The 15,148-nt window shown below is 55.3% G+C and carries 11 protein-coding genes and 1 tRNA gene; all 12 read right to left on the bottom strand.

Going from position 1 to position 15,148, the window contains the following annotated elements; all coding sequences use genetic code 11:
• Positions 1-32: 32 nt before the first annotated feature.
• The 12 genes from fusA to ACYQ3M_RS11155 all read right to left on the bottom strand — a co-directional run bounded on the left by fusA (position 33) and on the right by ACYQ3M_RS11155 (position 15,091).
• Positions 33-2,129 carry an elongation factor G gene (gene fusA / locus ACYQ3M_RS11210; RefSeq protein WP_460036170.1) on the bottom strand — a complete coding sequence of 699 codons (2,097 nt, stop codon included), beginning with the start codon at positions 2,127-2,129 and terminating at the stop codon, positions 33-35.
• A gap of 27 nt (positions 2,130-2,156) precedes the next feature.
• Positions 2,157-2,624, bottom strand: coding sequence for a 30S ribosomal protein S7 (gene rpsG / locus ACYQ3M_RS11205; protein ID WP_460036169.1), 468 nt, complete (start codon positions 2,622-2,624; stop codon positions 2,157-2,159).
• A 19-nt stretch (positions 2,625-2,643) separates the two neighbouring features.
• On the bottom strand, positions 2,644-3,018 hold the full coding sequence (rpsL, locus tag ACYQ3M_RS11200) for a 30S ribosomal protein S12 (protein WP_460036168.1): 375 nt from the start codon (positions 3,016-3,018) through the stop codon (positions 2,644-2,646).
• Positions 3,019-3,192: 174 nt separating this feature from the next.
• Positions 3,193-7,398 (bottom strand): DNA-directed RNA polymerase subunit beta', encoded by a 4,206-nt coding sequence (rpoC, locus tag ACYQ3M_RS11195; protein ID WP_487247448.1) that lies wholly within the window; start codon positions 7,396-7,398, stop codon positions 3,193-3,195.
• Between the two features lie 41 nt (positions 7,399-7,439).
• On the bottom strand, positions 7,440-11,519 hold the full coding sequence (gene rpoB, locus ACYQ3M_RS11190) for a DNA-directed RNA polymerase subunit beta (RefSeq protein ID WP_460036167.1): 4,080 nt from the start codon (positions 11,517-11,519) through the stop codon (positions 7,440-7,442).
• A 198-nt stretch (positions 11,520-11,717) separates the two neighbouring features.
• A complete protein-coding gene (rplL, locus tag ACYQ3M_RS11185) occupies positions 11,718-12,098 on the bottom strand; it encodes a 50S ribosomal protein L7/L12 (protein WP_460036166.1) in 381 nt (126 codons plus the stop codon).
• A gap of 45 nt (positions 12,099-12,143) precedes the next feature.
• Positions 12,144-12,671, bottom strand: a complete 528-nt coding sequence (gene rplJ, locus ACYQ3M_RS11180) for a 50S ribosomal protein L10 (RefSeq protein WP_460036165.1) — start codon at positions 12,669-12,671, stop codon at positions 12,144-12,146.
• Positions 12,672-12,865: 194 nt separating this feature from the next.
• On the bottom strand, positions 12,866-13,561 hold the full coding sequence (rplA, locus tag ACYQ3M_RS11175) for a 50S ribosomal protein L1 (protein ID WP_460036164.1): 696 nt from the start codon (positions 13,559-13,561) through the stop codon (positions 12,866-12,868).
• Positions 13,561-13,992 carry a 50S ribosomal protein L11 gene (gene rplK, locus ACYQ3M_RS11170; protein ID WP_460036163.1) on the bottom strand — a complete coding sequence of 144 codons (432 nt, stop codon included), beginning with the start codon at positions 13,990-13,992 and terminating at the stop codon, positions 13,561-13,563. Before rplK ends, rplA begins: the two co-directional genes overlap by 1 nt.
• 49 nt (positions 13,993-14,041) lie before the next feature.
• Complete coding sequence (nusG, locus tag ACYQ3M_RS11165) at positions 14,042-14,575, bottom strand: transcription termination/antitermination protein NusG (protein ID WP_460036162.1); 534 nt, start codon at positions 14,573-14,575, stop codon at positions 14,042-14,044.
• Positions 14,576-14,581: 6 nt separating this feature from the next.
• Positions 14,582-14,968: a preprotein translocase subunit SecE gene (gene secE, locus ACYQ3M_RS11160; RefSeq protein ID WP_460036161.1), complete on the bottom strand. Its 387-nt coding sequence runs from the start codon at positions 14,966-14,968 to the stop codon at positions 14,582-14,584.
• Positions 14,969-15,015: 47 nt separating this feature from the next.
• A tRNA-Trp gene (locus tag ACYQ3M_RS11155) sits at positions 15,016-15,091 on the bottom strand.
• Positions 15,092-15,148: the final 57 nt, after the last annotated feature.

Raw genomic sequence — 15,148 nt, 5'->3', positions numbered from 1 at the left:
CTTCACCTCATCTAAAAACAAATCGTCTGCAATTAGCTAGAAGCTTTTTTAATCACCGCTTCGGCCACACTTGCCGGCGCTTCCTGGTATTTTTCAAACTGCATAGTGTAGGTCGCCCGTCCCTGAGTCAGCGAACGCAAGTCCGTGGCATAACCGAACATCTCTGCCAACGGAACCTCGCAACGAATGACTTTGCCCGAAGGGGAATCGTCCATCCCTTGAACCATACCGCGGCGGCGGTTGATGTCGCCTACCACATCCCCCATATATTCTTCCGGGGTCACTACTTCGACCCTCATAATTGGCTCGAGCAACACCGGGTCGGCCTTCCGCATGCCTTCTTTAAAAGCCATGGAGCCTGCGATCTTGAAGGCCATCTCGCTGGAGTCGACCTCATGGTAGGAGCCATCAAACAAAGTTACTTTAACGTCAACCACCGGGTAACCTGCCAACACGCCGCTTTCCAAGGCCTCCTGAATCCCCTTATCCACCGCCGGAATATATTCCTTTGGTACTACACCCCCAACGATGGCGTTGACGAACTCGTAGCCGGAACCGCGCTCCTTAGGTTCAAGACGCAGCCAGACGTGGCCGTACTGACCGCGGCCGCCAGTCTGACGCACGAATTTGCCTTCTTGTTCTACGGTCCTACGGAGGGTCTCGCGGTAGGCCACCTGAGGCGCACCCACATTGGCCTCAACGTTGAATTCCCGCCTCATGCGGTCAACGATGATCTCAAGGTGCAGCTCCCCCATCCCAGAGATGATGGTTTGGCCGGATTCAGGATCGGTATGCACGCGGAAGGAAGGGTCTTCTTGCGCCAGCTTCTGCAAAGCTACCCCCATCTTCTCTTGATCGGCCTTGGTTTTAGGCTCGACCGCCACCGAAATCACCGGCTCGGGGAACTCCATCTTCTCCAAGGTGATGACCGCTTGCGGATCGCACAGGGTATCGCCCGTGGTTACATCCTTGAGACCAATGGCGGCGGCGATATCCCCGGCACGCACTTCTTTAATCTCGTTCCGATGATTAGCGTGCAGCTGGACCAAACGCCCAATCCGTTCACGCTTATGCTTGATCGGGTTGTATACCGTATCTCCCGAGCTGAGCACCCCAGAATAAACGCGCAAGAAAGTCAGCGTGCCTACGAACGGATCGGTAGCGATCTTAAATGCCAAAGCCGCAAACGGCTCGTCGTCGCTGGCGTGGCGCTCGGCTTCATTGCCTTTGTCATCCACTCCTCTCACTGAGGGAATATCGACGGGCGAGGGCAGATATTCGACCACTGCGTCTAACAGCGCTTGCACTCCTTTGTTCTTGAACGCCGAACCGCACAACGCCGGCACGATTTCGCCCGCAATGGTCCGTATCCTGAGACCGCGCTTGATCTCTTCGGTACTAAGCTCCCCGGTCTCTAGGTATTTGTCCATCAACTCTTCGTTGGCTTCCGCAGCCGCCTCAACCATCTTCTCCCGCCATTCCTGGCACTGCTCCAACATATCTTCGGGAATATCTTGTTCCTCAAAGCGATTTCCCAGCGTTTCTTCGTCCCAGTAGATGGCCCTCATCTTGACCAGGTCGACCACCCCTTTAAAGCTCTCCTCTGCTCCAATGGGCAGCTGAATCGGCACGGGATAAGCGCCGAGCCTATCGCGGATCTGACTGACTACACGCAGGAAATTCGCCCCTTGCCGGTCCATCTTGTTGACAAAAGCCAAACGCGGGACTCGGTACTTGTTCGCCTGTCGCCAAACGGTCTCAGACTGGGGCTCGACCCCTCCCACCGCGCAGAAGACCGCGCACGCCCCATCGAGCACGCGCAACGAGCGCTCTACCTCAATAGTGAAATCCACGTGTCCGGGTGTGTCGATGATATTGATGCGATGCTCCGGGAAGTTGCGATCCATTCCCCTCCAGAAACAGGTCGTGCAGGCGGAAGTAATGGTGATGCCGCGCTCCTGCTCCTGTTCCATCCAGTCCATCACGGCTGCACCGTCATGCACCTCGCCAATTTTGTGCGACACCCCGGTATAAAACAGGATGCGTTCGGTCGTGGTCGTCTTGCCGGCATCGATATGCGCCATGATGCCGATATTGCGGTATCTTTCGATTGGAGTCGTGCGTGCCACAGCTTTAAATCCTAAACGTTTCTGAAGTTACCAGCGATAATGCGAGAAAGCCTTATTGGCTTCCGCCATCCTGTGCGTATCTTCGCGCTTTTTGACTGCTGCACCGCGGTTTTCCATGGCGTCTAACAATTCGCCTGCCAAGCGCTGGGGCATAGTCTTCTCGCTGCGCTTACGCGCCGCTTCGATCAACCAGCGCATCGCCAGGGAACGACGCCGATCCGGCCGAACCTCAACCGGAACCTGGTAAGTCGCCCCGCCCACTCGACGAGACTTAACTTCCACAAGGGGCTGGACGTTTTCCAACGCCTTCCCGAGCACTCCCAATAAATCCTCGTGGCCTTTGCTTTGAACTATATCTAAAGCGCCGTACACGATACGCTCGGCCAAGGACTTCTTACCATTGACCATCACCATGTTGATGAATTTGGCTACGGTCTCACTGCCAAACCGGGGATCGGGCAAAATCTGCCGCTTTTCTGCTCGTCTTCTTCTCATCGCTGTTTACTGTCGGAGATTAACTCTTAGGTTTCTTGGCCCCGTATTTGGACCGGCCCTGCTTGCGGTTATTTACTCCTGCGCAATCGAGCGCACCGCGCACCACGTGATAGCGGACTCCAGGCAAATCCTTAACTCGGCCGCCGCGGATTAACACCACCGAGTGCTCTTGCAGATTATGCCCTTCACCGCCTATATAGGTCGTAACTTCCGCGCCGTTGGTCAACCGCACGCGGGCTACCTTTCTTAGTGCGGAGTTGGGCTTTTTAGGCGTGGTGGTATATACCCGCGTACAAACCCCGCGCTTTTGCGGACAACTATCCAGCGCCGGCACGTTGCTCTTTTCCTTTTTGCTTACCCGGGGCTTTCTAACCAGTTGGTTAATCGTGGGCATACCTTAAATCCTTCCTCCAAGCTTTGTAGCAAAAACGCGAAGAACGGCAGCGTCCTTGCTTTACTCTAGAAAATCAAAAACTTAGAACGTTACCCAGCTTTCTAGCTGAAAGCTGGGTATTCTAGATAGGAAAAAGCCGGCTGTCAATAAAACCCAGGCGACTCTTTCCAGGTTTCAGGGGTTAAGCGCTTTTTTCAATGCTTCCTCTACCTGCTCGGTATCGATGGCTTTGACTTTACGCTCCTGTGGAGCTTGCGCCAAAGCACGCTTACGCTTGCGCTCGCGATGGTAAGCCAAGCCGGTACCGGCGGGAATCAAACGCCCTACAATCACGTTTTCCTTCAAGCCATGGAGATCGTCGCGCAAGCCCCGCACCGCCGCCTCCGTGAGAACCCGCGTGGTTTCTTGGAAAGAAGCGGCGGAGATAAAGGATTCGGTCGCCAACGAGGCTTTGGTGATCCCCAAGAGCACGGGCTGGAAAATCGCCGGACGCTTCCCTTCCCGCTCGAGGGCCTCATTTTCTTCTAGGATCCTCGAGCGTTCGACCTCTTCGCCCACCAGGTATTGGGTATCCCCCGGATCGGTGATCTCTACTTTACGCAACATCTGACGGATGATGACTTCGATGTGCTTGTCGTTGATTTTTACCCCCTGGAGGCGATAAACGTCTTGGATTTCCTTGACTAGGTACGCCGCCAGCTCCTCGACTCCGCGCAACCGCAGAATATCATGAGGCGTCAACTCACCTTCGGCGATGGTTTCACCCTGCTCCACGCGCTCGCCTTCAAAAACGGTGATATGGCGCCATTTCGGGATCAAGATCTCGTGCGGATTGCCTTCATCGTCGGTAATGATCAAGCGGCGTTTGCCTTTGGTTTCCTTACCGAAGCTGACCGTTCCGCTCACTTCGGCGAGGATCGCCGGATCCTTGGTCTTGCGCGCCTCAAACAGATCCGCTACCCGCGGCAAACCTCCAGTAATATCGCGGGTTTTGGTCGACTCCTGCGGAATCCGGGCGAGAATATCCCCTACTTCTACCCGATCCCCATCGCGAATGCTGACGATCGCGCCTCCAGGCAAGAAATATTGCGCGGGGATGGCCGTACCGGGGATATACACCTCGTTTCCAGCCTCATCGACCAATTTGATCAACGGCCGCAAGTCGCGCCCTGAGGCAGGGCGCAGCTTGGGATCGATGACCACCGTAGAGCTCAAACCGGTGACTTCGTCCGACTGCTCGCGTACCGTCAGGCCCTCGATGAAGTTCTCCAGCCTCGCGATTCCACTGACTTCGGTGATCACTGGATGGGTATGGGGATCCCAATTGGCGATCGTCTCACCCATCTTGACCTGAGAGCCATCTTCCACGCTAAGCACGGCTCCATACGGGATTTTATAGCGTTCGCGCTCGCGCCCGTACTCGTCGATGACGCTCACCTCGCCCGAACGCGAAACAGCCACTAGCTTACCTTCCTTGTTGCGGACCGTTTTGAGGTTGCTTAGGCGGATCGTGCCGGAGGATTTGACCTCGATGCTGGAAATCGCTGCCGAACGCGACGCCGCCCCCCCAATATGGAAAGTCCGCATGGTCAACTGGGTCCCCGGCTCGCCGATGGACTGCGCGGCGATTACCCCAACGGCCTCACCCACGCTGACCAAATGCCCACGGCCTAGGTCGCGGCCATAGCACTTCGCGCACACCCCGTAGCGGGTCTCGCAGGTAATCACCGAGCGCACCAAAACCTGCTCGATACCGTGCTTTTCCAATACCTTCACATAGCGCTCGTCCAGCAGCGTCCCCGCCGGAACTACAACCTCCTGGGTGTTCGGATCCACCACGTCCTTTGCCACCACCCTGCCAAGCACCCGCTCGGACAAAGGCTCCACCACGTCCCCGCCTTCGATAATTGGGGTCATGGTGATCCCTTTGGTGGTGCCGCAATCGTGCTCGACCACCACCAAATCTTGGCCCACGTCCACCAGGCGGCGAGTCAGATACCCCGAGTTGGCGGTTTTGAGCGCCGTGTCCGCCAGTCCTTTGCGTGCTCCATGGGTCGAGATGAAATACTGCAGCACGTTCAGGCCTTCGCGGAAGTTCGCGGTAATCGGCGTCTCGATGATGGAGCCGTCCGGCTTGGCCATCAACCCGCGCATCCCGGCCAACTGGCGGATTTGAGCCGCCGAACCGCGCGCGCCGGAATCGGCCATCATGAAGATCGAGTTGAACGACTTCTGCTTGACCTTTTCGCCTGAAGGCAAAACGACTTCCTCTTCGCCCAGCGCCTTCATCATCGCTTTGGCTACCTGCTCGTTGGCGTGCGACCAGATATCCACGACTTTGTTGTAGCGCTCGCCGTCGGTCACCAGTCCCTGCTCATACTGGCGCTGAATCTCCATGACCTCCTGCTCGGCAGCGGCGATGATCTGTTCTTTCTCCGCCGGAACCACCATGTCCTCGATACCGAACGAGACCCCGGCACGAGTAGCGTAAGAAAAACCCAAATACATGAGCTGGTCGGCGAACACGACGGTGGTTTTTAGCCCCAGGTTGCGGTAGCAGACGTTGATCAAGTTAGAGATCGCCTTTTTGGTCATATCCTGGTTGACCAAGTCGAACGGCAATCCCTCAGGCACGATGTCCCAGATCAAGGCGCGGCCGGCCGTCGTCTCTACGATTCGCCGCCGTTCCGTAAATTGGCCGTTTTCCTCCAGGACTTTTTCGAGGATGCGCAGCTTGATCCGAGCGTGGAGGTCGACCGCCTTGTGGTCCAAAGCCCGCTTGACCTCGTCCACATCGGCAAACACCATGCCTTCGCCGCGCGCGCCTATCCGTTCGCGGCTCATGTAGTAGAGACCCAATACGATGTCCTGCGTCGGATGGATAATGGGCTCACCATTCGCCGGCGACAGAATATTGTTGGAGGACATCATCAACGCCCGCGCTTCGATCTGCGCCTCTAACGACAAGGGCACGTGCACCGCCATCTGGTCGCCATCGAAGTCGGCGTTGAATGCGGTACAGACCAAAGGATGGAGCTGGATCGCCTTGCCTTCGATGAGCACCGGCTCGAACGCTTGGATCCCTAAGCGATGCAGAGTCGGCGCGCGGTTTAGCAGCACCGGATGCTCGCGGATCACTTCGTCCAAAACGTCCCAAACCTCCGGCTCCTCCCGTTCAACCATGCGTTTGGCGGCTTTGATCGTGGTAGCGATCCCCCGGGCCTGCAGCTTGCCAAAAATAAACGGCTTAAACAGCTCGAGCGCCATCTTTTTCGGCAAACCGCACTGGTGCAACTTCAAGGTCGGACCAACCACGATTACTGAACGGCCGGAATAGTCCACCCGCTTACCCAGAAGGTTTTGGCGGAATCGGCCTTGTTTGCCTTTGATCATGTCCGCCAAGGACTTGAGCGGGCGTTTGTTAGTGCCGGTAATCGCCCGGCCCCGGCGGCCGTTATCCAGCAACGCGTCCACCGCTTCTTGCAACATGCGGCGCTCGTTGCGCACGATGATGTCCGGCGCGTTGAGTTCCAGCAGCCGGCGAAGGCGATTGTTGCGATTGATCACCCGCCGATACAAATCGTTGAGATCGGAAGTGGCAAATCGCCCGCCGTCTAAAGGCACCAAAGGCCTAAGATCCGGCGGCAGCACCGGCAGCACGGTGAGAATCATCCATTCCGGCCGGTTGTTGGAGTTCAAAAACGCCTCGATCAGTTTCAGGCGCTTCGACAGCTTGCGCACCTTGGTTTCCGAGGTAGAGGCCTCGATTTCTTGGCGCAACTTGGCGGCCTCGGCTTTCAAATCCATGGACTTGAGCAATTCCTGGATCGCCTCAGCCCCCATTTTGGCCTCGAACTCGTCGCCGTACTTCTCGACGGCCTCCAAATACTCTTCGTCGGTAAGGAGCTGGCCGCGCTCTAGCGGGGTCATCCCTGGATCGATGACCACAAAGGACTCGAAATACAAAACCCGCTCGACTTCGCGCAAGGTCATATCGAGCATTAAGGCGATCCGCGACGGCAACGACTTCAAAAACCAGATGTGGGCCACCGGACTCGCCAATTCGATGTGACCCATCCGCTCGCGGCGAACCTTGGACAAAGTCACCTCGACGCCGCATTTCTCACAGATCACCCCCCGGTGCTTAAGACGCTTGTACTTGCCGCACAAGCATTCGTAATCGTTAATGGGGCCGAAAATCTTGGCGCAGAACAGGCCATCGCGCTCCGGCTTGAAGGTTCGATAATTGATGGTCTCCGGCTTTTTGACTTCGCCGTAGGACCACGCCCGGATCATATCCGGAGAGGCCAGCCCGATGCGGATGGCATCAAACTCTTCGATTTGACTTTGCCGTTTCCAAAACTTGATGAGATCTTTCAAAGCTTCAACTCCTGCTTGGATTGAGACTCGACCTCTTAAATTCAATCCTGCTCCAGCTCGATATTGATCGCCAGAGCACGGATCTCTTTGACCAAGACCTTGAACGACTCAGGCATGCCGGCTTCCATCCGGTAATCGCCGTCCACGATGTTTTTGTACATCTTGGTACGGCCATTCACATCGTCGGATTTGACCGTGAGCATCTCTTGCAAGGTATAGGCCGCCCCGTACGCTTCCAGCGCCCAGACCTCCATCTCGCCGAAGCGCTGGCCGCCAAATTGCGCCTTACCTCCTAAGGGTTGCTGTGTCACCAAGCTGTAAGGTCCGGTAGAACGCGCATGCATCTTGTCGTCCACGAGGTGGTTGAGTTTCATCATATACATGTAACCTACCGTCACCGGACGATCAAAAGGCTCGCCGGTCCTCCCGTCGTAGAGGACGGTCTGGCCGCTTTCCGGCAGCTCCGCCAGCCTCAGCATCGCTTTGATTTCCTCTTCGGTCGCCCCGTCAAACACAGGGGTCGCCATCGGCACCCCGCCTTTGAGGTTCTGAGCCAGTTCTAAAATCTCCTCGTCGCTGAGCGCGGCGAGATTTTCCTTACGTCCGTTGGAGTTGTATACCTTGTCCAGGAATTCACGGATTTCCTGAACTTTGGCTTTGGCTTCCAGCAGTTTGCCGATCTTTATTCCTAGACCTTTAGCCGCCCAGCCCAAATGCGTCTCGAGCACTTGGCCGACGTTCATCCGCGACGGCACCCCTAAGGGGTTCAACACGATATCCACCGGCGTCCCATCTTCCAGATAAGGCATGTCCTCTACCGGCACGATTTGCGAAATCACTCCCTTGTTGCCGTGGCGGCCAGCCATCTTGTCGCCTGGCTGAATCCGGCGCTTGACCGCCAAGTACACCTTGACCATTTTCAGCACGCCGGGCGGCAAATCGTCCCCCATGGTGATTTTGGCTTTTTTCTCTTCGAAACGACGCTCCATGTCTTTGCGCTGTTGCGCCAACTGCTCTGCAATAGCTTCCAGCTGAACATTGATATCCTCGTCTTGGAGGCGAATGGTGAGCCATTGGTCCGGGCTCAAGCGGTCTAAATACGACTCGGTGATCAAGTCGCCCGCTTTGAGGCCGCCGGGACCGGACTCGGCGACTTTATCCAACAGCCAATGCCGTACCCGCTGATAGGTTTCCTGTTCGAGGATCTTGAGTTGATCTTCCAGATCCTTGCGCACTCTCTCAAGCTGGGCTTCTTCGATGGCTTTGGCGCGCGCGTCTTTTTTCACCCCGTCGCGGGTAAACACCTGCACATCGATCACCGTCCCGGCCATGCCGGAGGGTACCCGCAGGGAGGTGTCTTTTACATCCGAGGCTTTCTCCCCAAAGATCGCGCGCAATAGCTTTTCTTCCGGCGTCAATTGCGTCTCGCCCTTGGGCGTTACCTTGCCCACCAGAATATCGCCTTCCTTGACCTCGGCGCCGATGTAGACGATTCCAGATTCATCCAGTTTCGCTAAAGCCGCCTCACTCACATTGGGAATGTCGGCGGTGATCTCCTCCGGACCCAGTTTGGTATCGCGGGCAACACAGGTTTTCTCTTCGATGTGGATGGTGGTGTAACGGTCTTCTTGGACTACGCGCTCGGAAATCAGGATCGAGTCCTCAAAGTTGTACCCATGCCAGGGCATGAAAGCGACCAAGAGGTTTTGACCCAAGGCCAATTCCCCCAAATCGGTGGATGAGCCATCGGCCAGAATATCGCCCCGCGCGATCCGATCCCCAACTTTAACCAAGGGTTTCTGGTTGATACAGGTATTCTGATTGGAACGCGTGTACTTGATCAGATTATAGATATCAACCCCGGGCTCCCCCGCTTCGGTCTCCTCGTCGTTGACCCGCACTACGATCCTGGAGGCGTCCACAGAAACGACTTCGCCGCCGCGCCGAGCAACCACCGTGGTTCCCGAATCGCGCGCGACGATACGTTCCATTCCCGTGCCTACCAAGGGTTTCTCAGCGCGCAGCATCGGCACGGCTTGCCGCTGCATATTGGACCCCATCAGCGCCCGGTTGGCATCGTCGTGCTCAAGGAACGGGATCAAGGAAGCCGCCACCGACACGATCTGCTTGCTCGACACGTCCATGTATTGGATCATCTCCGGCGAAGCCAAGGTAAATTCGTTCTTATAGCGACAGGAGACCATTTCGTCCAGCAAGCGCCCCTCCGCATCGACTCGAGCGCCTGCCTGGGCAATGATGTAGTTGCCTTCTTCGATGGCCGAGAGATAATGAATCTCGTCCGTCACCCGGCCGTTTTCTACCTTACGATAAGGGGTTTCCAAGAAACCGTAATGGTTGGTTCTTGCATAAACCGCGAGCGAATTGATCAAACCAATATTCGGACCCTCTGGGGTCTCGATCGGGCATAGGCGGCCATAGTGGGTAGGATGCACGTCGCGCACCTCGAACCCGGCGCGCTCCCGCGACAGCCCACCCGGCCCCAGCGCCGACACGCGGCGCTTGTGGGTCACTTCCGACAAAGGATTGTTCTGATCCATGAACTGCGACAACTGGCTGGAGCCGAAGAACTCCTTGATCGCCGCCACCACCGGCTTGGCGTTGATCACTTCTTGCGGCGTCAAGCCTTCGTTGCCGGCTAGGGTCAAACGCTCCTTAACCGCCCGTTCGACGCGCACTAGCCCGACTCGGAACTGATTTTCCACCATTTCGCCTACGCTGCGCACCCGGCGGTTGCCCAAATGATCGATGTCGTCTACTTGCCCCTTGCCGTTGCGGATGTTAATCAGCTCTTTGAGCACATCGATGACGTCTTCTTTAGTCAACACCCGGGGCCCATGTTCGTCCCTGCGGCCCAAGCGCAGATTGAGCTTCATCCGCCCCACATCGGAGAGATCATAGCGATCCTCAGAAAAGAACAGGCCATGAAACAAGCTTTCTGCCGCCTCCCGCGTCGGGGGTTCGCCCGGTCGCATCATTCGGTAAATCTCGACCAAGGCCTCGAACTGAGTCGTAGTGTGATCGACCTTTAGCGTGTTGGAAATATAAGGTCCGCGATCCAACTCGTTGACGAACAAGGTCTCGATCTTGGTGCAACCTGCCTTGAGCAAGCGATCGAGCACGTCCTGGGTAATTTCGGCGTTGACTGGAGCAATCAGCTCACCGGTGCTCTCATCCACCACGTTATGGGCGAGGATTTTCCCATACAGATACTCCTTAGGCACCACCAGGCGCTTAAGGCCTGCCCTCTTCATTTGCTGGATATGTTTGGGCGTAATCCGCCGCCCTTCTTCCACAATCACGGTGCCATCGTCTAGCTGGATCTCAAAAGGAGCAATTTCACCGCGCAAGCGCTCCGGAATGAGGTCTAAAACGATTTCATCCTGGCTCAGGTGAAAAGTGTCGGTTTCAAAAAACATCCGAATCATCTGCTCGTTATCGTAACCGAGCGCGCGCAGCAAAATCGTGGCTGGGAGTTTGCGCCGCCGATCGATGCGGACGTAGACGATGTCTTTGTGATCGAATTCAAAATCGAGCCAGGACCCTCGGTAAGGAATAATCCGAGCGTTGAACAACAGCTTGCCGGAAGAGTGGGTTTTACCCCGGTCGTGATCAAAGAATACCCCAGGCGAACGATGAAGTTGCGACACGACCACGCGTTCGGTACCGTTGATCACGAAGGTACCGTTCTCGGTCATCAAAGGCAGTTCGCCCATATAGACTTCCTGCTCTTTGATGTCCTTGACGACTTTCGCAGACGCCGGTGCCTCCTTATCGTACAAAACCAAACGCACCTTTACCCTAAGCGGCGCTGCATAGGTCGCCCCTCTAAGCTGACATTCTTTGACATCGAATGTTGGCTCTCCTAAGCGGTAACTCACGTATTCTAAAACCGCATAACCATTATGGCTTTCGATCGGGAACACTGATTTGAACGCAGCATGCAACCCTATATCTTGGCGCTCGTGGGGAGCTTTATCGGCCTGAAGGAAATTCCTATAAGAATCGACTTGAATGCTCAACAAATAAGGGACGTCGAGAACTTCTGGACGTTTTGCAAAGCTTTTGCGAATGCGCTTTCTCTCAGTGAAGGAATAAGCCATAACGGTTCCTTAAGGTCCTGCAAGTTGACAGCTTGGTGGATTTTTAAAAATCCGCCCGCTATGTTAGAAGAAATAAGTCAGTGAACCTTAGCTTATTTTGACGTCAAGCCATAGGTCTCACCCTCTGAACAGTCAAATAAGGAAAGGCCGGCAGTCGAAACTGCCAGCCATCCTTTAAGCGCAAAAACCAAATAAGCGCTATTTGATTTCGACAGAAGCCCCTGCCTCTTCCAAGCGCTTCTTGATTTGCTCGGCCTCAGCCTTGCTGACTCCTTCCTTGACCGGAGCGGGGGTGCCTTCCACCAACGCTTTAGCTTCTTTAAGGCCAAGGGAAGTGATCTCTCGAACCGCCTTAATCACGTTTACCTTATTCGCGCCGGCGTTGGTCAAAATAACATCGAACTCCGTTTTCTCCTCCGCTGCCGGAGCAGCCGCGCCCGCAGCCGCCGCTGGCGCCGCGATCACGGGGGCGGCGGCAGACACGCCAAACTTTTCTTCCATGGCGGATATCAAATCCACTACTTCCATCACCGTCATGTTAGCAATTGCATCTAAAATCTCTTCTTTCGACAAAGCCATCGTTTACTCCAAAATTATCAACGGTTGGTTAAAACCCAAGACAAATTACGCCGCCTGCTTTTGATCACGCACTGCAGCCAGCGTGCGTACCAATTTCGCGTGGGGCTCGGCCAGCGTGCGCACCAGTTTTTCCACCGGCGCCTTCATCACGGCCATCAACATACCGATAGCCTGATCTTTGGTGGGCAGGCTGGCCAGACGCTCGAGCTCCTGTGGACTGTACAGCTTGCCTCCAAAGGCGACCAGCTTGGGTTTCAGCTGTTCGTGCTCTTTAGCAAATTCTTTGATCACACGGGCAGCCGAACCCGGTTCCTCCAAAGAGAACGCGAGCAACAAAGGACCGACTAAGCCTTCGCTCATGCAGGCATAGTCCGTCCCTGCCAACGCACGCCGCGCCAAGGTATTTTTTACCACGCGAAGGTACACTTGGGACTCCCGGGCGCGTTTGCGCAGCTCAGTCATCTCGGGAACCGTCAAACCTCGATATTCTGCAGCGATCGCAGAATAGGCTTTGGCGGCAACCTCCGAGATCTCAGCTACCACGGCCCGTTTTTGTTCCAGTTTTAGCGCCACGTGTTACCTCCTTCGTTATTTCTCCAGCAGAGGCCGGAGAATCCATGTTTGCATCCTCATCCGGATGCTTTAGGTTGCGGCTCCCCGTCTTGATCAAGACCGGTTCACCGTCTGCGCAGGCTTTTGGTTTTAAGCGCTTTCGCGCGCCTGCGGTCTTTGACGATTACCGGCAACTTCCGGCAATCCAAAGCTCATCACCCATTTAGGGTAGATTGATCTATAGTCAGTCCTGGCCCCATCGTGGTCGATAAGGTAATTTTTTTCATGTACACGCCTTTGCTCGAAGCCGGCTTGGCTTTTTTCAGGTCTGCCAGCAAGGCCTCCAGATTCTCGCGCAAAGACTGAACGTCGAAGTTCACCTTGCCGATGGTGCAATGAATAATTCCCGCCTTGTCGGTGCGATAGCGCACCTGTCCAGCCTTGGCATTCCTAACCGCAGCCGCCACATCGGTAGTCACCGTACCTACTTTAGGGTTTGGCATCAACCCGCGCGGTCCCAAGATGGGACCCAACTGACCGACGACACGCATCGCATCTGGCGTGGCGATGACTACATCGAAATCGATATGGCCTTGTTTAATCGCTTCCGCCAAGTCTTCCATGCCAACTACGTCCGCACCGGCTTCTTTCGCTGCGGAAGCCGCTTCCCCTTGGGCAAATACCGCCACCCTCACTGACTTACCAATGCCGTGGGGCAACACGGTCGATCCACGCACCACCTGATCGGATTTACGCGGGTCCACACCCAAGTTGACGCTCACATCTACCGACTCGATAAACTTGACTGAGGACAGCTCTTTGAGAAGCCGCAAAGCCTCATCCACGCCATAAGCTTTGGTTGGATCCACTTTGGAGCGGATCAATTGCATCCTCTTGGACAAGCGCGCCATTATAATCCCTCCACTTCGATACCCATGCTGCGTGCCGTGCCTGCAATCGTACGCACGGCAGCGTCCAGGCTGGCTGCTGTCAGATCAGGCTGCTTGATTCTGGCAATCTCTTCCAGCTGCGCCCGGGTAACTTTGCCGATTTTGTTCTTATTCGGCGTGGAACTGCCTTGACTTGCGCCTGCCGCCTTCAACAACAAAAAGGAGGCCGGTGGGGTTTTGATAACGAAGGTGAAGCTGCGGTCCGTGTAAACCGTGATAATGACCGGCAAAGGCATGCCTTTTTCCATGCTTTGGGTCTGGGCATTGAACGCTTTGCAGAATTCCATGATGTTCACCCCGTGTTGGCCTAAAGCCGGCCCCACCGGGGGACTGGGATTGGCCTCCCCAGCTTTCACTTGCAGTCTGACGTAAGCTTTGACTTTCTTCGCCATATCGATTCTCCTAAATTGGGTATTAACGCCCTCAGGCTCCCCTTTGACTTCAGGCTTTTTCTACCTGACTGAAATCAAACTCCACCGGCGTCGAGCGCCCGAAAATCAGCACCGACACCCGCAGCTTGTTCTTGTCGTAGTCCACTTCCTCGACTACCCCGTTGAAATCCTTGAACGGCCCTTCAACGATTCTGACCACCTCCCCGGCTTCAAACAGCACCTTGGGCTTAGGCTTGCTCAAGCCTTCCTCGACCCGCGCCAAAATCGCCTCGGCCTCTTGGTCAGAGATCGGCGCCGGCTTTTCCGCTGTTCCTCCGACAAAACCCAGCACATGCGGGATGCTGCGCACTAAATGCCAGGTTTGCTCGTTCATTTCCATCTGCACCAGCACATAACCGGGGAAGAACTTACGGTCAGTTTTACGCCGCTGACCCATCCGCATCTCTATGACTTCCTCGGTAGGCACCAAAATTTTGCCAAAAAACTTCTCTAATCCGGCCTGCTTGATTCGCTCCTCTAAGGAACGCTTCACCTGGTGTTCGTAGTTAGAATAGGTATGAACCACATACCAGCGCATAGCCATTTATTCTCAACTCCCCTGACCAGTAAGCAGGCGGATCAACCATAGGAACAAAGAATCCAAGAGCCACAAAACCATGCCTACCACAAATACCATGACCACCACGATCAAGGTGGTATGAATGGTTTCTTGGCGGGTTGACCATACGACTTTGCGAACTTCGGCCCGCGCTTCTTGGAAAAACGCTAAGAAACCTCGCCCGAGTTGAGTAGTAAAGAACAAACCGGCAGATACTAAGGCAATTCCAAGCACACTCAAGGTGCGATAAAGCAGGGAATACTCGGCATAAAAGTAAAACCCGATTAGCCCTGCCACCAGCAACGCAGCTGCTAGGATCAACTTAATAGAATCAAGCACAGAAAACGACGGCTCTTGAGAATGCGCTTGCGCTGTCATGAATCGCTTACCTGTTTGCTAGGCGAGAACGGATAACTGAAAAAAAATGGCAGGCCAGGAGGGACTCGAACCCCCAACCTGCGGTTTTGGAGACCGCTGCTCTACCAATTGAGCTACTGACCTGTAGTTTTACCTCAACCAAGGCGCCACTGCGCTGGCGCAACGCCGAAGAAACAGCAA

The organism is Methylothermus subterraneus (genome assembly GCF_054656915.1).
The sequence above is the reverse complement of the archived record's forward strand: the minus strand, read 5'-3'. Positions and strand labels throughout refer to the sequence as shown.